The sequence below is a fragment of the Buttiauxella sp. A111 genome (assembly GCF_014189855.1).
Lineage (GTDB): Bacteria > Pseudomonadota > Gammaproteobacteria > Enterobacterales > Enterobacteriaceae > Buttiauxella > Buttiauxella selenatireducens.
Genome location: NZ_BJFN01000003.1, coordinates 125031 through 140941, shown reverse-complemented (window position 1 = coordinate 140941; position 15911 = coordinate 125031). Strand labels below are relative to the sequence as shown.

16 protein-coding genes are annotated in these 15911 nt (G+C 51.8%); 9 read left to right on the top strand and 7 right to left on the bottom strand.

The window, feature by feature from the left end:
- Positions 1–135: 135 nt before the first annotated feature.
- The gene (yohP, locus tag BSPA111_RS09990; RefSeq protein ID WP_072009412.1) at positions 136–219 is read right to left on the bottom strand and encodes a small membrane protein YohP; all 84 of its coding nucleotides are present in this window, start codon (positions 217–219) and stop codon (positions 136–138) included.
- Between the two features lie 107 nt (positions 220–326).
- Positions 327–1064 carry a bifunctional 2-polyprenyl-6-hydroxyphenol methylase/3-demethylubiquinol 3-O-methyltransferase UbiG gene (locus tag BSPA111_RS09985; protein WP_183271018.1) on the bottom strand — a complete coding sequence of 246 codons (738 nt, stop codon included), beginning with the start codon at positions 1062–1064 and terminating at the stop codon, positions 327–329.
- A gap of 241 nt (positions 1065–1305) precedes the next feature.
- On the opposite strand from BSPA111_RS09985, the gene mdtQ reads away from it, so the two are divergent.
- Entirely contained in the window at positions 1306–2751 is a 1446-nt protein-coding gene (gene mdtQ / locus BSPA111_RS09980) for a multidrug resistance outer membrane protein MdtQ (protein ID WP_183271017.1), read from the top strand.
- A gap of 64 nt (positions 2752–2815) precedes the next feature.
- Positions 2816–3589, top strand: coding sequence for an SDR family oxidoreductase (locus tag BSPA111_RS09975; protein WP_183271016.1), 774 nt, complete (start codon positions 2816–2818; stop codon positions 3587–3589).
- Positions 3590–3591: 2 nt separating this feature from the next.
- Here the strand turns inward: BSPA111_RS09975 and BSPA111_RS09970 are convergent, their stop codons facing one another.
- Entirely contained in the window at positions 3592–4155 is a 564-nt protein-coding gene (locus tag BSPA111_RS09970) for a DedA family protein (RefSeq protein ID WP_183271015.1), read from the bottom strand.
- 108 nt (positions 4156–4263) lie between these two features.
- Between BSPA111_RS09970 and BSPA111_RS09965 the strand changes: the two genes are divergently transcribed.
- Both BSPA111_RS09965 and pbpG read left to right on the top strand, forming a co-directional pair.
- Positions 4264–4851, top strand: coding sequence for a Yip1 family protein (locus tag BSPA111_RS09965; RefSeq protein WP_183271014.1), 588 nt, complete (start codon positions 4264–4266; stop codon positions 4849–4851).
- A gap of 141 nt (positions 4852–4992) precedes the next feature.
- The gene (pbpG, locus tag BSPA111_RS09960; RefSeq protein ID WP_183271013.1) at positions 4993–5934 is read left to right on the top strand and encodes a D-alanyl-D-alanine endopeptidase; all 942 of its coding nucleotides are present in this window, start codon (positions 4993–4995) and stop codon (positions 5932–5934) included.
- 87 nt (positions 5935–6021) lie between these two features.
- Here the strand turns inward: pbpG and BSPA111_RS09955 are convergent, their stop codons facing one another.
- Complete coding sequence (locus BSPA111_RS09955) at positions 6022–6573, bottom strand: GNAT family N-acetyltransferase (protein ID WP_183271012.1); 552 nt, start codon at positions 6571–6573, stop codon at positions 6022–6024.
- Positions 6574–6693: 120 nt separating this feature from the next.
- Entirely contained in the window at positions 6694–8418 is a 1725-nt protein-coding gene (gene dld / locus BSPA111_RS09950) for a D-lactate dehydrogenase (protein ID WP_183271011.1), read from the bottom strand.
- A 193-nt stretch (positions 8419–8611) separates the two neighbouring features.
- On the opposite strand from dld, the gene bglX reads away from it, so the two are divergent.
- The 5 genes from bglX to BSPA111_RS09925 all read left to right on the top strand — a co-directional run bounded on the left by bglX (position 8612) and on the right by BSPA111_RS09925 (position 14815).
- Positions 8612–10909: a beta-glucosidase BglX gene (gene bglX / locus BSPA111_RS09945; RefSeq protein ID WP_183271429.1), complete on the top strand. Its 2298-nt coding sequence runs from the start codon at positions 8612–8614 to the stop codon at positions 10907–10909.
- Positions 10910–11061: 152 nt separating this feature from the next.
- Positions 11062–11973 (top strand): ABC transporter substrate-binding protein, encoded by a 912-nt coding sequence (locus tag BSPA111_RS09940; protein ID WP_183271010.1) that lies wholly within the window; start codon positions 11062–11064, stop codon positions 11971–11973.
- Positions 11974–11986: 13 nt separating this feature from the next.
- Entirely contained in the window at positions 11987–13144 is a 1158-nt protein-coding gene (locus tag BSPA111_RS09935; protein ID WP_304502622.1) for an ABC transporter permease, read from the top strand.
- Positions 13141–14100, top strand: a complete 960-nt coding sequence (locus tag BSPA111_RS09930) for an ABC transporter ATP-binding protein (RefSeq protein ID WP_183271008.1) — start codon at positions 13141–13143, stop codon at positions 14098–14100. The genes BSPA111_RS09935 and BSPA111_RS09930 overlap by 4 nt, the downstream gene beginning before the upstream one ends.
- Positions 14084–14815, top strand: coding sequence for an ABC transporter permease (locus BSPA111_RS09925; RefSeq protein WP_183271007.1), 732 nt, complete (start codon positions 14084–14086; stop codon positions 14813–14815). The genes BSPA111_RS09930 and BSPA111_RS09925 overlap by 17 nt, the downstream gene beginning before the upstream one ends.
- On the opposite strand, the gene BSPA111_RS22670 is transcribed toward BSPA111_RS09925, so the two are convergent.
- Both BSPA111_RS22670 and BSPA111_RS09920 read right to left on the bottom strand, forming a co-directional pair.
- Entirely contained in the window at positions 14796–14903 is a 108-nt protein-coding gene (locus tag BSPA111_RS22670) for a membrane protein (RefSeq protein ID WP_034494204.1), read from the bottom strand. The two genes, BSPA111_RS09925 and BSPA111_RS22670, sit on opposite strands and share 20 nt — an antisense overlap.
- A gap of 74 nt (positions 14904–14977) precedes the next feature.
- Positions 14978–15733 carry a MerR family transcriptional regulator gene (locus BSPA111_RS09920; RefSeq protein ID WP_183271006.1) on the bottom strand — a complete coding sequence of 252 codons (756 nt, stop codon included), beginning with the start codon at positions 15731–15733 and terminating at the stop codon, positions 14978–14980.
- Positions 15734–15911 lie beyond the last annotated feature (178 nt).

The following is a 15911-nucleotide window of genomic DNA, read 5'->3' as shown; positions in this document are numbered from 1 at the left end:
TGGAGTGATAATAAAGCTTCGCGCAGAGTGTCTGCAAGTTGAACTGCGTTATGCGGGCAAAATGAAGGCAAACTCAAAAGTGATTGTGCAGAAGGGAAAATCAAAAAGGTGCCACAGGAGTGGCACCTTTTGTGACTAGAAAATCATCTTAAACACGCCTGTCACGACCAGTAAGCCAATAATAAAGATAATTAAAACTGCCCAAAGAATAATTTTCATCGAGGTTCCCTGGTGAATGGCTAGTGTTTAATGAGTATAGGCAAGGATGACGGGAAGCGCGGGGAGAAGCCTCCCCGTGAACGGAAATTAAGACAAATTGAAGGTAATCAGATGAGCGGTTTGCGCGCCGCAAGCAGGAAAATCATCGGGCGTTCTTTTTCTTCAGCAAGCGCAGGGTTTTGCGCAATTTGCTCCGCACTAGGCCCCCATTCATCGAGTTTTTCGATAACAAAGCCGCTGGCAATCAACGCGTTAAGCCAGCTCGAAAGTTTGCGATGCTGCTTCTTCACGCCGTCAGAAAACCAGTTACTGATGCGCTCGCCTTCTTGCTGATAATGATTAACCGGCCAGGATTTTTGCCCGGACTGATCGGCAAGCCATCCCTGTTGCAACGGCGCGGTGTAAATCGGATGTTCCGCTGAAAAAACTAACCTGCCCCCAGGAACCAGAGACTGGTAAAGGGTGGCAAATAATGTGTCTATATTTTCCAGATAATGCAGCGCCAGTGAGCTGTAAAACAGATCAACGCTTTGCGCATCAAGATCTAACCGTTCGAGATCTTCACGACGATAAACAATGCCGGTGCCCGCGGTCATCTCACGTGCCTTATCCAGCATTTTTACTGAGACATCCAGACCTACAACCTGTGCTGCACCCTGGTCGCGCGCATAGCGGCAAAACCAACCATAGCCACAGCCTAAATCAACGATCTTCTTGCCGCGAAGTTCAGGTAACAGTGACTGAATGGCTGCCCATTCTGGTGCGCCATCCAATCCTTTAATTGAGCGGTCAAGGGTGGCGTAACCTTCAAAAAAAGCCGGGTTATCATAGATATTTTGTGTCATTAGCACTCCTGTACATTTCCGGTAACGTGGGCAGTTTAATTAAAGAACGTTACGGGTGAAAGTGACCTATCATTATCATGATTATATTTACCTATGATTATTTATTTGACGCTTATAATTACCGTTGGAACTAATTTCAAATTGTATCCCTTATTAACCATTGGTGTATTACCACTGATACCTAAAAGTTTCAGTGCCTGAATGCGTAATCTGAGCGCTTTCTTATACTCTATGGCTATTTATGACTTCCTCACGTTTCCCTCTCGCGGCGACTGGCGTTGCGTTAATGCTGGCTTTATCCGGCTGCGCACCCATGCACAATGACGATGCACCTCTTGCACAAAAAACGCCTCCACAACAACTCGAAACCCAGCTTCCTCCGGAACTGGCGCATGGCTGGCCGGGCAGCGACTGGTGGCGAGGTTATCACGACAGCCAAATAGACCGTCTGGTGGAACGTTCGCTTAAAGATTCGCCGGATCTCGCTGTGGTGCAGCAGCGTATCAAGCTTGCACAAGCGCAAACACAGATGCAGGAAGCTAACGATGGCCCGCAAATGGATTTCTCAGCCAATCTCGAGCGCCAGAAAATGTCCCAGGAAGGGGTGATGGGGCCGTTTGCTCTGACTGATCCCGCGGCAGGCACCACAGGGCCGTACTACACCAACGGCAATTTTGGACTGACAGCCAGTTGGGATCTGGATTTGTGGGGCAAGAATCGCGCAGAAGTGGAAGCGAAAGTCGGCGTTATTCGAGCGAAGCAGGCCGAGCTTGCGCAGGCGAAACAGGTCATTTCTACCAATGTCGTGCGTCTGTATTGGGATATGCAAACGCTGTTGGCGTTAAAAGATGTGAAGCAACAAACGCTGGCGGCACAGAAAAAAATCGTTGATGTCGAAACCAGTCTGTACGCAGAGGGAATTAACTCGTCGACTGACGACGTAGAATCCAATATCGATTTCGTGAAAACTCAGCAACAGATTGATGATATCGACGGGCGCATCAACATCGCTAAAGCGCAGCTTGCTGCGATAACCGGGGATGCGCATGCAGCCTCGACGATAAAACCTGTACCGTTGCCTAAGGTGAGTAGCCGTGCGCCAGATCATATGGGTTATGAACTGCTGGCCCGTCGTCCTGATCTTCAGGAAGCACACTGGTACATCGAATCCTCTCTCAGCAGCGTCGATGCTGCCAAAGCGGCGTTTTATCCCGATGTAAACCTGAGTGCCTTTTTGCAAAATGATGCGTTACATCTGAGCGATTTGTTCCGTGGTTCAGCACAGCAAATGGGCGTCATCGGGGGCTTCACGCTACCTATTTTTGACAGCGGACGCCTGAACGCCAATCTCGATATCGTGCGTGCGCAAAGCAACTTGTCGATTGCCAGCTACAACAAGGCGGTGGTTGGCGCAGTTAACGATGTCGAGAAAGCGGCCAGCCAACTGAATGCGGTTGCGGCGGAAAACGAGCATCAACTTACCATCATGCAGGGTACGCAAAAGCTCAAAGCCCTGGCGCAGGCAAAGTACCATGCAGGAATTATTTCCGGTGCGCGGATGAGTGCGGCGACATTGCCGGATTTGTCAGAACAGGCACACGCCATCCAGCTTCACGGCCAATGGCTTAACGCCGATGTGCAGTTAATCTCCGCATTAGGCGGCGGTTATCAGGCCGGTAAAGCGTAACGTACGGGATTCTCGCCACCTCCTATAATTAGATGCAGCTTGAAGTATGAAGAGGAGTGGAGGGATGAGAACGGCTAACAAAGTGGCTATCGTCACGGCGTCGGATTCGGGTATTGGCAAAAAATGTGCGCTGATATTGGCCCAGCAGGGGTTCGATATCGGCATCACCTGGCATTCGGATGAGCAGGGCGCACAAGAAACGGCACGATTAGTCGGCGGTTTTGGTCGTCGTGCTGAGACAGTGCAACTCGATTTAGCCCATCTTCCTGACGGTGCGGTGGGGATTGATGAATTGATTTGCCGTTTCGGGCGCGTGGACGCGCTGGTGAATAACGCCGGGGCAATGAGCAAAAATCCTTTCCTGGATGTCACGCTGGAGGAGTGGCGTGAGCTGTTCACCGTGGATGTTGATGGCGCATTTGTCTGTTCGCAGAAGGTGGCGCGCGCCATGATTGCCCAGGGCAGTGGCGGCAGAATTGTTAATATCACGTCGGTTCACGAGCACACCCCGCTGCCTGAAGCGTGCGCCTACACCGCAGCGAAACATGCGTTGGGCGGGTTAACCAAATCAATGGCGATGGAGTTGGTACAGCATAAAATTCTGGTTAATGCCGTCGCGCCTGGAGCCATTGCCACGCCGATGAATAACATGAGTGAAGGTGACGGAAGCAAAAGCAGAATCCCTGAGATCCCCTTAGGTCGGGCGGGGGAAACTGAAGAAATTGCGAGCCTTGTCGCATGGTTGTGTTCTGATAGCGCCAGCTATACCACCGGACAATCGTTTATCGTCGACGGCGGTTTTATGTTCGCCAACCCGCATTTTAAGCCGAAAGGGTGAGCTTATTTATCGCTCTCCCGGCGTTTAAACCAGTACCGCACCAGCCACACCACCGCAACCACGCCTACCAGCCAAATCCAGTGCTTAATATGTTGGTCCAGGTTATGTAGCCATGGGCCAACAACTTCACCGCCCAAATACCCCAGGGTGGTGAAAATGGTTGCCCAAAGTAGTGCGCCTACAATGTTGAGGGGGAGAAAGATTTTGGGAGGCAGGTGACTGGCGCCAATCAAAATAGGGCTTATCACCCGAAAGCCGTACATAAAGCGCGATCCAATGACAAACCAATAGGGATGGCGGTTGATCAGATCCTGGGCTTTGGTGATTTTCTTTTTGTGCTTATTAAAACGTTCTGGAATGGAGCCGCGAAAACGTCTGCCAATCAGGTACAGCAGTTGGTCGCCAATCATTCCGCCCAGTGCGACAGACAGCACCACCAGCGGATACTTCAGCAACCCCTGGTGTGCAGCAATGCCACCCAACAGCGTCACCGTTTCCCCTTCAGCCATGCTGCCCAGAATCAGAGCGGCATAACCGTAATGCGCGATGAGATTATTGATATCCATAGTGAATCTGGTCACTCCAATTTATAACTGATTAAAAAACAATCCAGCCGTTGTGCATTATACTTTATCTGTGCTTAATCGATTTTTTTTGGCATCTCAGGAGGCGTTATGAGTCATGTCTGGGGGCTTTTTTCCCATCCTAATCGTGAAATGCAGAACATAAAACGCGAGAACGAAACGGTAACACATCACTACACGCACCATGTGTTAATCATGGCGGCCATTCCGGTTATCTGTGCGTTTATTGGCACAACCCAAATTGGCTGGAATTTTGGTGATGGTACCTTCGTTAAATTGTCGATGTTTACCGGATTCTATTTAGGCGTACTGTTTTATGCACTGATGTTGGCTGGTGTTGCCGTGATGGGACGTGTCATTTGGTGGATGGCTCGTAACTATCCTCATCGTCCGTCATTGGCGCGTTGTATGGTGTTTGCCGGATATGTTGCGACTCCGCTGTTTCTAAGCGGCCTTGTGGCACTGTATCCACTGGTGTGGTTATGTGTTTTAGTTGGTGCTATTGCGCTGATTTACACCGGCTATTTGCTGTACGTCGGTGTGCCTGAGTTCCTGGGTATCAATAAAGAAGAGGGGATGAGCTTTTCAAGCTCCACGCTCGCCATTGGTGTACTGGTTCTTGAAGTGCTTTTAGCCATGAGTGTCATTTTGTGGGGTTATGGATACCGGCTGTTTTGAAGGGTATAAAACAATTACGATTCAATTGTGGTAGTTCTCCGGGGCGTCAGAGTATTATGCTGGCGCCTCGCTCTATTCATACGTGCTGTGAACAGATTCGATGGACACATCACATACCTGAATCATTACAGAAGTGTCACCATGCCGACAAAAATTCGTCTCTCGTTGCTCAGCCTCGCGCTGATGATTGCCGTTCCATTCGCTTCTCAGGCTGCGACAAAAGCCACTGTACAACAGGTTAGTGCCGGGCAAGAAATCGCTTCCGGCAGTGCCATGATCGTCGATCTGCAAACCAATAAAATTTTGTATTCCAGCCATCCCGATCTGGTGCGCCCCATTGCCTCGATAACCAAATTGATGACAGCGATGGTGGTTCTGGATGCGAACCTGCCGATGGATGAAATGCTGAGTGTCGATATCAGCCAGACACCGGAAATGAAAGGTGTTTATTCGCGCGTACGTTTGAACAGTAAGATTAACCGTAAAGACATGATGTTGCTGGCGTTAATGTCGTCAGAAAACCGTGCGGCTGCAAGTCTGGCTCATCATTATCCTGGCGGGTATAACGCATTTATTCGCGCAATGAATGCAAAAGCCAAATCCCTGGGCATGACACACACCCGTTACGTTGAACCAACCGGGTTGTCGATTCAAAACGTTTCCACCGCGCGTGACTTATCCAAACTGCTGATTGCTTCCCGGCAATATCCGCTGCTTGGCCAGTTGAGCACGACGAAAGAAGATATGGCGACCTTTGCTAATCCGGCCTATACGCTGCCGTTCCGCAATACCAACCATTTGGTTTATAACAACAAATGGGATATTCAGCTCACCAAAACGGGCTTTACCAACAACGCAGGGCATTGCCTGGTCATGCGTACCATGATTAACAGCCGCCCGGTGGCGCTGGTGGTGCTGGATGCCTTCGGGAAATATACCCACTTTGCCGATGCAAACCGTTTACGTAACTGGATGGAGACGGGCAAGGTGACGCCTGTTCCTTCATCGGCTCTGGCGTATAAAAAGCAAAAATCTGCACAGATGGCAAATAACAGTCATCAAGGCAATGCAATAGACGACTAGCGATAAATACCCTAAATAATTCGAGTTGCAGCAAGGCGGCAATTGAGAGAGCAGCCAACAACCCTGCAACTTGAAGTATGAAGGGTATTACGGCAGCGTCCTGTCTCCATCATTGAGCGGGCGCTGCATAATCAAGGTATCTCGCCAGCCACCCAGCTTGAATCCCACATTGCGAAGTTGCCCAGCCACTTCGAAACCGAGCTGTTTGTGCAGACGACACGAACCTGAATTGTTCTCACCATCGCCGATCACTGCCACCATTTGCCGCCACGGGCCCTGTTCGCAGCGGGTAATCAGCGTGCTTAATAGCTCTCGCCCTACGCCTTTTCCCGTCATACTGGCGTCAATATAAACCGAGTCTTCAACGGTAAAACGGTACGCTGAACGTGAGCGATAGGGCGTCGCATAGCTAAAACCCACTACAATTCCGCTGTACACCGCGACCAACCATGGAAGCTGCTGGACATGAACCGCAGTAAGACGTTCGGCCATTTGAGCAAGTGTGGGCGGGACTTCCTCGAAAGAACTGCGGCCATGCAGGACATGCCATTCATAAATGGCAGCGATGGCGGGAATGTCGTCGGCGGTGGCATCACGAACGTGTAATCGTACACTCGGCACGGTTTCGAGCACTGACATCTCTGGCTCCTGTACGCAAGATAGTAAAGTGGCATGTGGTCACACCACTTTGTGTCGCATCTTAATCTAGTACAAAAAACAAGCGAGCAACAACTCAATCCTGTTATTTGGCGGCATAACTTAATGAGGGCCGTGGTGATGCGTATGGTTACAGTCCTTTTCCTCCCACCATTTATGCTTGGTGGTTTTACCAATGCCTGGGTTCATGCTGTTAGTCGGGTCATTGGCCTGATAAAACTGTTTTAAGCTGTCTGGCGCTTCATACAAATGCCCGACGTTATGTTCAGCCGGATACTGCGCCCCGCGCGCGCGAAGCAGCTCGAGCATCTGCTCTTTCAACGCATGAACATCAACCCCTTTCTTCACAATGTAATCCTGATGGAAGACATGGCACATGAAGTGGCCGTAATACAAGCTATGGCTTATCTGGCTGCTGATTTCCGGCGGTAAATGCTCAAACCACTCCTGGTCGTTACGACGCAGAGCGATATCCAACGCCAGGATATCTTCGACTTCGTTAGCATGTACCGCGTGATAACGTATCGCGGCACCCGCTGCGGCGAAGCGGTGTAAAAATGCTTTCGCCCCTTCCGTTGGCGTACAGACGAAAAAGCCACCTTCCGCCTGCTGGAAATAACTTTCCAGCCAGTTGCGTGCTTCAGCAATCCCTTCACCGGACATCTTCAACAACAGATGATGTTCGTATTTTCCACGCCACTCTTTCATACGCGGCGGTAAATGGCCCGGAGTCCAGCGACTCAGGCGCTGTAAAACACGATCGGTGAAGTGAGGCTTAACGAACGGGACTTTTTCAAGCCACGCATCCGTCCGGCCCTTCAGGGTGAAGAACATCGGCAGTTTGTCGGTACCGAGTTTATCGATCATCATGAACGTGTCTTTTCCATACACCTCGGCAATATCGTAAATATCCCGGTGCATGTATTCGCCCGCGACGGGCAGGTTTTCAAAATTTGCCAGGATATGGCGGCGGATTTCGGTCAGGACTTCAGGTTTGTTGGTGCCGATGTAAAACACTTCGTTTTGCTTTTCGGCAACAAAGGTGTCGAGGCGTACAGCAAAGACGGCGAGTTTCCCGGCACAGCCAGAGGCTTCAAATAGGCGGCTTGGATCAGCATTAAAGCGTGATGGCGTGTCCGCATCAACGTTGCGCACGCGCTCGGCATAGTCTTTATCTGATGCCTGGCGCTGGTCGTGCAGCACATTTTCTGGCTTCACTCGCTCGTCATCGAGCTTGCCGAGAATTTGCTCCGGTGTGGCACCGAGGTCGATTCCCAGATGGTTCACCAGGGTTAATTTGCCTTGCTCATCAATACGCGCATACAGCGCCATCTCTGTATAGGCTGGCCCACGTTTTACCAGGGAGCCGCCGGAGTTATTACAAATCCCGCCAATGACCGAAGCCCCAATACAAGACGAACCGATAACGGAGTGCGGCTCACGTCCAAGGGGTTTAAGCGCTTTTTCCAGTTGATAGAGTGTGCTGCCGGGAAACGCGAGTACCTGCTTTCCACCATCCAACAACTGTAATTTATCCAGACGCAGCGTGCTGATGATGACAATTTCACGATCGTAATCGTTGCCATTTGGGGTTGAGCCTTCGGTTAAACCGGTATTAGCCGCCTGCATCAGAATGATTTTGTCGGTGCTGACACACGCGCTCAGCACTCGCCATAACTCAAGCAAAGTACCGGGGAAAACGACCGCCAGCGCATCGCCCTGGCCGGAGCGGAAGCCTTTACGATAACGTGCCGTTTTTGCCGCATCGGTTAGCACATGTTGACTGCCCACCAGGCGGCTTAGCTCATTAATAAACGGGTTAGACATCTATCCACTCCTTGTGAAAATAGTGAAGTCTTCAAGCATAGCCTGAAAATGGGTAATGAATCTTCCGAAACGCTCGAAAAATCAGCATATAACATCAGACTCGCTCTTCTTACCGACATGACGTTGTGGCACACTGCATCTCTTAACACTTCGTGCTGCCCTGGGTGGCGGCTTGAGCAAGAGAGTAATGTCGATGAAATGGCTCTGTTCTGTAAGTTTCGCAGTTAGCCTTGCGCTGCAACCTGCGGTAGCGTCTGAAATGTTTGGCCCGCACCCGTTAACGCCAGAAGCACGTGACGCCTTCGTCACCGATTTGCTGAAACAAATGACCACTGACGAGAAAATCGGTCAACTGCGGTTAATCAGCGTCGGGCCGGATAACCCGAAAGAAGCCATTCGCGAGATGATCAAAGACGGGCAGGTTGGGGCGATTTTCAACACCGTAACCCGCCACGATATCCGTGCCATGCAGGACCAGGTGATGAGCCTGAGCCGTCTGCACATTCCATTATTCTTCGCCTACGATGTCGTGCATGGTCAACGTACCGTGTTCCCGATAAGCCTGGGTTTAGCCTCATCCTTTAATCTGGATGCCGTGAAAACGGTAGGGCGCGTTTCTGCTTATGAAGCCGCAGACGATGGCCTGAACATGACGTGGGCACCGATGGTTGACGTTTCCCGCGACCCGCGCTGGGGCCGTGTGTCTGAAGGATTTGGTGAAGATACTTATCTGACTTCAATCATGGGGCGCACCATGGTGGAAGCGATGCAAGGCAAAAGCCCGGCAGAACGCTACTCGGTGATGACCAGCGTCAAACACTTCGCAGCCTATGGCGCGGTCGAAGGTGGCAAAGAGTACAACACCGTGGATATGAGCACCCAACGCTTGTTCAACGACTATATGCCGCCATACAAAGCTGCGCTTGATGCGGGCAGCGGTGGCGTAATGGTGGCGCTGAACTCGCTGAACGGTACACCGGCATCGTCGGATACCTGGTTGCTCAAAGATTTGCTGCGCGATGAGTGGAAATTCAAAGGCATCACCATTTCTGACCACGGTGCAATCAAAGAACTGATCAAGCACGGTGTGGCGAGTGATCCGAAAGATGCGGTGCGTGTCGCACTGAATTCCGGCATCAACATGAGTATGAGCGATGAGTACTACAGCAAATACTTGCCTGAGCTTGTGAAAAGTGGCGCGGTGCCGATGGCGGAACTCGATGACGCAACGCGTCACGTGCTGAACGTGAAATATGATATGGGTCTGTTTAATGATCCCTACAGCCACTTAGGGCCGAAAGAGTCTGACCCGGAAGATACTAACGCTGAAAGCCGCCTGCATCGTAAAGAAGCTCGTGAAGTGGCACGCGAAAGTATGGTTCTGCTGAAAAACCGCCTGCAAACCTTGCCGCTGAAAAAATCGGGCACTATTGCCGTGGTGGGGCCGCTGGCCGATAGCAAACGCGACATGATGGGAAGCTGGTCTGCTGCGGGTGTGGCCGATCAAACCATTACCGTGTTGCAGGGCATCAAAAATGCGGTGGGTGACAACGCTAAGATCGTGGTCGCCAAAGGCGCTAACGTCACCGACGAAAAAGACATTGTGGCATTCCTGAACCAGTACGAGCCGGCGGTGAGTGTCGACAGCCGTTCTGCCCAAGCGATGATTGACGAAGCTGTCAACACTGCGAAATCAGCTGATGTGGTGGTTGCCGTAGTGGGCGAGGCGCAAGGTATGGCGCACGAAGCCTCCAGCCGTACCGACCTCGTCCTGCCGCAAAGCCAGCGCGATTTAATTGCCGCGCTGAAAGCGACCGGCAAACCGTTAGTTCTGGTATTAATGAATGGTCGCCCACTGGCACTGGTCAAAGAAAATCAACAGGCTGATGCACTGCTGGAAGCCTGGTATAGCGGCACCGAAGGCGGTAACGCTGTTGCTGATATCTTGTTTGGCGATTACAACCCTTCAGGCAAATTGCCGATGTCCTTCCCGCGTTCTGTCGGACAGATCCCAACGTACTACAGCCACTTAAATACCGGGCGTCCGTACAATCCGGAGAAACCGAACAAATACACTTCCCGTTATTTCGACGAAGCTAACGGCCCGCTGTTCCCATTCGGTTATGGCCTGAGCTACACCACATTCACCGTTTCTGATGTGAAAATGTCTGCGCCTTCGATGAATGCTGACGGCAAAGTGGAAGCGAGTGTTGAAGTGAAAAACACCGGCGACCGCGAGGGTGAAACCGTTGTGCAGATGTATCTGCGAGATGTCACCGCTTCAATGAGTCGTCCGGTCAAAGAGCTGAAAGGCTTTAAGAAAGTGTCGCTGAAACCGGGTGAAACTCAGACGGTAAGTTTCCCGATTGACGTTGAAGCACTGAAGTTCTGGAACGCGCAGATGAAGCATGTTGCTGAACCAGGCAAATTCAATGTGTTTATTGGGCTGGATTCAGCTCGCGTGAAACAGGGCGAGTTTGAACTGAACTAGTTCACGCTAGCCACTTTTCCTTTTTCCAAATAAAGGGCCGGCTTACCGGCCCTTTTCTTATTCTGCCCCCCATGCGCCCACAACCACTTAATTTTCGGCTAAACTTTTGCGACTCCATGATTTTTAAGAGAGAACAACAGCGAGGAAGCATAATGAATTTATCAGCGCGTTGGGGTGTGGCGGGATTAGTGTTGTTGGCCGCAGGAGTGCAGGCAGCAGAACCCGTGAAAGTGGGTTCTAAAATCGATACCGAAGGTTCATTGCTCGGTAATATTATTTTGCAGGTGCTCGATAGTCACGGCGTCAAAACCGTTAATAAAGTCCAGTTAGGGACCACTCCGGTTGTGCGCGGGGCCATTACTGCGGGCGAACTGGATATCTACCCGGAATATACCGGTAACGGGGCATTTTTCTTTAAAGATGAAAACGACCCTGCCTGGAAAAACGCTCAACTTGGCTATGAGAAAGTCAAAAAACTGGATGCTGAGAAAAATCATCTGGTGTGGTTAACCCCCGCTCCGGCGAACAATACCTGGACCATCGCTGTTCGCAAAGACCTGGCTGAGAAAAACAAACTTACCTCGCTTGACGATCTCGGCGCTTATCTGAAAAAGGGCGGTGAATTCAAACTGGCGGCGTCCGCTGAATTTATTGAGCGCTCCGACGCACTTCCTGCCTTTGAAAAAGCCTATGGTTTTAAACTCGAACAGCCGCAATTGCTGTCACTGGCCGGGGGCGATACTGCCGTAACCATTAAAGCTGCCGCGCAGCAAACTTCGGGTGTCAATGCAGCCATGGCTTACGGTACCGATGGACCTGTGGCCGCGCTCGGTTTGCAAACTCTGAGCGACCCAAAAGGCGTGCAGCCGATTTATGCCCCAACGCCTGTGGTACGTGAAAGCGTTCTGAAAGCGTATCCGGAAATGGGCGAATGGTTAAAACCTGTTTTTGCCTCGCTTGATGAGAAAACCCTGCAACAGCTTAATGCCAGCATTGCGGTGGACGGCCTGGATGCGAAGAAAGTGGCTGCTGATTACCTGAAACAGAAAGGTTTCGTTAAATAGACAGGATGTGCGTTTGCTAAAGATTCATAACCGCGTCCTGCTGCTGCTGGTGATTTTACTGGTGGTGGCGGGCGCGGTACTGCCGTTTATCAACTTTGCACCCAACCGTCTGGTTTCCGGGGAATCTATTGCGCTTAACCAACTCCCCGCCCATGCCTGGTTGATTCTTTCCATTCCGGTTTTCATTCTGGCATGTCTTACTCTCTTTCCGTGTCGGCCAACCTCCCTGGTGTCGACGTTGCTGGTGGGCGAACTGTTGTTTATTGCCATCTTGTTGGTGATGGGGCGTACCGCATCGCAATTCGCCGCGCATGGCAGCACGCTTGCACGCACGTCTCCAGGCAGCGGGCTGTGGCTTTCATTAACGCTCTGCTTGTTATTGTGCGCCGATGCTATTAGCCGCCTGACGCCTAAAGCACTCTGGCGCTTGCTACTGAATCTGCAAATCTGGATTGTGCCGGTGGCGCTGCTGGTGAGTGGGTATTTTGATTCACTCTCGTTGCTAAAAGAGTACGCCAATCGTCAGGACGTGTTTAATGACTCACTGTCTCGTCATCTGGCTCTGCTATTGGGGACGTTATTGCCCGCATTGGCGATTGGCGTGCCCTTGGGCGTACTGTGTTACAACCGCCCAGGCTGGCAATCATCTGTATTTTCGGTGCTCAATGTGATTCAAACGGTGCCTTCGGTGGCGCTGTTCGGTTTGTTAATCGCACCGCTGGCGGGACTGGTCAAACTGGCTCCATGGTTAGGCTCCCTGGGCGTGAGTGGGATTGGCGTCGCGCCTGCGTTGATCGCGCTAGTGCTGTACGCGTTGTTGCCGCTGGTACGCGGCGTGGTGTCAGGGTTGCAGCAAGTTCCGCGCAATATCATTGAAAGCGCTGAAGGTATGGGGATGTCGCGTTGGCAGGTGTTCTGGCAGGCCGAAGTGCCGCTCGCGCTGCCGGTTTTATTACGCAGCCTGCGCGTCGTGTGCGTACAAACCATTGGTATGACGGTTATCGCGGCCCTGATTGGTGCGGGTGGTTTCGGGGCGATTATCTTCCAGGGATTACTCAGTAGCGCGCTCGACCTGGTGTTGCTCGGCGTGATCCCGGTGATTGCGCTGGCGGTTATCCTGGATGCATTTTTTAAACTGTTTATCTCATTACTTGAGGAAAAACAGCCATGATTGAATTTGAGAATGTCAGCAAGTCTTTCCAGGGCAAGGCGGCAGTCAGTAACTTGTCGCTGAATATCAAGGAAGGGGAGTTCACTGTGCTCATTGGCACCTCTGGCTCCGGAAAATCCACCACGCTGAAAATGATAAACCGCCTGATCGAACACGATAGCGGGCGTATTCGTTTTGCCGGAGAAGAGATCCGCAACTTTGACGCGAAAGTCCTGCGCCGCCGCATGGGGTATGCGATTCAGTCAATCGGCCTGTTTCCTCACTGGAGCGTGGCCCAAAATATCGCCACCGTACCGCAATTGCTGAAATGGCCGAAAGCGCGAATCAGTGCGCGAATTGACGAATTACTGCATCTGCTCGGGCTTGAGGCGGCGCAATTTCGCGACCGTTATCCGCATCAACTTTCAGGTGGGCAACAGCAACGAGTCGGCGTGGCGCGTGCGCTGGCAGCCGATCCGGAAGTGTTGCTGATGGATGAGCCTTTTGGTGCGCTTGATCCGGTGACACGCGGCGCGCTGCAACAAGAGATTATCCGCATCCATCAACTTCTTGGGCGCACAATTGTGTTGGTTACTCACGATATCGATGAAGCACTGACGCTTGCCGACCGAATTGTACTTATGGATAGCGGGCAGGTGATTCAGCAAGGCACGCCGCTGGAGCTATTAACGCGCCCGGCGACAGATTTCGTGCGTGATTTCTTTGGTCGCAGCGAGCTTGGCGTGCGGCTATTGTCACTTCGCCAGGTCGCCGATCGCGTGCGAGTCGAGGAGCGAATGGCGGGCGAACCCATCAGTGAAACATTAAGTCTACGCGAGGCGTTGTCGTTATTTGTCTTCCGCCAGTGCGAGCAGTTACCGGTGGTGAATCAGCATGGCGAACCTTCCGGTGTTTTGCATTTTAGCGATCTGGTTCAGGGGGAAAAAATGCGAGGTGAAAATGCGTCTGCTCCGTGATCCCTTGTTATGGCTCATTGCGCTATTTATCGGGCTGTTAGTCGTGATGCCCTACAGCAGCCCTTTGTTCAGTTGGCTTTTCCCGGATCTTGAAAGGCCGTTGTATCAGCAAGACAGTTTTGTAGCGCTGGCGCTAAAGCACTTCATGCTGGTGGGGATTTCCAGTCTGGTCGCCATTGTGATTGGGGTAGGGCTGGGAATTGCGGTAACTCGACCGGCAGGGCTTGAATTTCGCTCACTGGTTGAGACTATCGCGGCGGCTGGGCAAACTTTTCCGCCCGTCGCGGTGTTGGCAATTGCCGTTCCGGTGATGGGATTTGGTCAACAGCCTGCGATTATTGCGCTGGTGCTGTACGGCCTGCTGCCGATTTTACAGGGGACGTTGGCCGGAATGGGGGCGGTGCCAGAATCGACAAAAGAGATTGCGTTGGGGGCCGGGATGAGCCGCTGGCAAATGCTGCGAAAAGTAGAATTCCCTCTCGCCGCGCCGGTGATTCTGGCGGGGGTCCGCACCTCGGTAATCATTAATATCGGTACCGCAGCGATTGCCTCAACCGTCGGTGCCAGTACCCTGGGTTCGCCGATAATCATCGGGCTGAGCGGCTTTAACACCGCCTATGTGATTCAAGGGGCTTTGCTGGTCGCGCTGGCGGCAGTGGTGATCGACCGCCTGTTTGAGCGCCTGTTACGTTACATCACGCGCCATGAAGGATGACGATATAGCCTACCAGCATTACGCCGCCAATCCCGCCGATAGCCATGACCAGCATACCGCCCACCAGGGCAATTTTACTTAATTTCATATTCAGTTCGCTCCAAATGTTACAGGGGCGATTATAAGACGAAGCAGGCTTGTTAATGAACTATTAAGTTTGTCTTATGCGCGTTGAGTCGAATGCCCATTGCTCATCAGTGGGAAGATTTGTAATCCAGCACAGCGCCAGAGTTCCAGTTGATCAAGCTGGTTATGGGTCGGCGTATCGCCACACCACACTAATAACGTTTGTTGAGCGAAAAGCTCGGGGCGCAGCTGATGCAGTGGATGTGCCAATACATCAATACGCCAACCCTGCTGTATTGCCATCCATGCTGCCATCCACAAACGGGTGGTGTCAGGTGTATCCCATCCGACCAATAACGCATCTTTACCACTGCGCTTGCGGGCCGATGCCAGACACAGCGCAATGTAATTGATCAGCGCGCCATCCAGCAGGCTGAGTAGGGTGTTAAGGGTGACTTGATGGCATTGCAGGCGACGACGCAGAGGGATGTAGAGCTGGTTGACGAGAATTTCTGCTGGGTAGTCGCGGCCAATGTCGGCAATCCAGCTGCGTAACCGGTTCGGGCTGCCGCTTTGTAATTGCTGAAGCAATTGCTCCTGACGTTCACGCCAGCCGCTTTCCAGATCCTGAAGTTCACCGCTCAACAAGGCTTTCACTTTGCTGACCTGAACGCCGTTCTCTATCCAGTGTTTGATTTCGCGAATACGTTCGATGTCGGCATCGTCAAATAATCGATGACCGCCATCCGTGCGCTGAGGTTTCAGTAGCCCGTAACGGCGTTGCCACGCCCGCAACGTTACGGGATTGATATCACAAAGCAGAGCCACTTCACCGATAGTATAAAGCGCCATGTTATCCCCAAAGTCTTCCCGGGAAGCCCCCGTATAACTGTAGTCAGTGGCAAAGACTCTGTGGGATTTTTAGTTACGGAGCGCAACTAAAAGTGTTTTATGAGTACATTGAGGGGAAATGGGGAATGTTTCTTGCGTTAATCCGCCCTACGAAAAGATAACGTAGGGCGGATTCGCG

What these genes read in the sequence shown, in the direction of transcription:
- yohP (WP_072009412.1), bottom strand. Translation starts at nt 219, where the DNA reads ATGAAAATTATTCTTTGGGCAGTTTTAATTATCTTTATTATTGGCTTA.
- BSPA111_RS09985 (WP_183271018.1), bottom strand. Translation starts at nt 1,064, where the DNA reads ATGACACAAAATATCTATGATAACCCGGCTTTTTTTGAAGGTTACGCC.
- mdtQ (WP_183271017.1), top strand. Translation starts at nt 1,306, where the DNA reads ATGACTTCCTCACGTTTCCCTCTCGCGGCGACTGGCGTTGCGTTAATG.
- BSPA111_RS09975 (WP_183271016.1), top strand. Translation starts at nt 2,816, where the DNA reads ATGAGAACGGCTAACAAAGTGGCTATCGTCACGGCGTCGGATTCGGGT.
- BSPA111_RS09970 (WP_183271015.1), bottom strand. Translation starts at nt 4,155, where the DNA reads ATGGATATCAATAATCTCATCGCGCATTACGGTTATGCCGCTCTGATT.
- BSPA111_RS09965 (WP_183271014.1), top strand. Translation starts at nt 4,264, where the DNA reads ATGAGTCATGTCTGGGGGCTTTTTTCCCATCCTAATCGTGAAATGCAG.
- pbpG (WP_183271013.1), top strand. Translation starts at nt 4,993, where the DNA reads ATGCCGACAAAAATTCGTCTCTCGTTGCTCAGCCTCGCGCTGATGATT.
- BSPA111_RS09955 (WP_183271012.1), bottom strand. Translation starts at nt 6,573, where the DNA reads ATGTCAGTGCTCGAAACCGTGCCGAGTGTACGATTACACGTTCGTGAT.
- dld (WP_183271011.1), bottom strand. Translation starts at nt 8,418, where the DNA reads ATGTCTAACCCGTTTATTAATGAGCTAAGCCGCCTGGTGGGCAGTCAA.
- bglX (WP_183271429.1), top strand. Translation starts at nt 8,612, where the DNA reads ATGAAATGGCTCTGTTCTGTAAGTTTCGCAGTTAGCCTTGCGCTGCAA.
- BSPA111_RS09940 (WP_183271010.1), top strand. Translation starts at nt 11,062, where the DNA reads ATGAATTTATCAGCGCGTTGGGGTGTGGCGGGATTAGTGTTGTTGGCC.
- BSPA111_RS09930 (WP_183271008.1), top strand. Translation starts at nt 13,141, where the DNA reads ATGATTGAATTTGAGAATGTCAGCAAGTCTTTCCAGGGCAAGGCGGCA.
- BSPA111_RS09925 (WP_183271007.1), top strand. Translation starts at nt 14,084, where the DNA reads ATGCGTCTGCTCCGTGATCCCTTGTTATGGCTCATTGCGCTATTTATC.
- BSPA111_RS22670 (WP_034494204.1), bottom strand. Translation starts at nt 14,903, where the DNA reads ATGAAATTAAGTAAAATTGCCCTGGTGGGCGGTATGCTGGTCATGGCT.
- BSPA111_RS09920 (WP_183271006.1), bottom strand. Translation starts at nt 15,733, where the DNA reads ATGGCGCTTTATACTATCGGTGAAGTGGCTCTGCTTTGTGATATCAAT.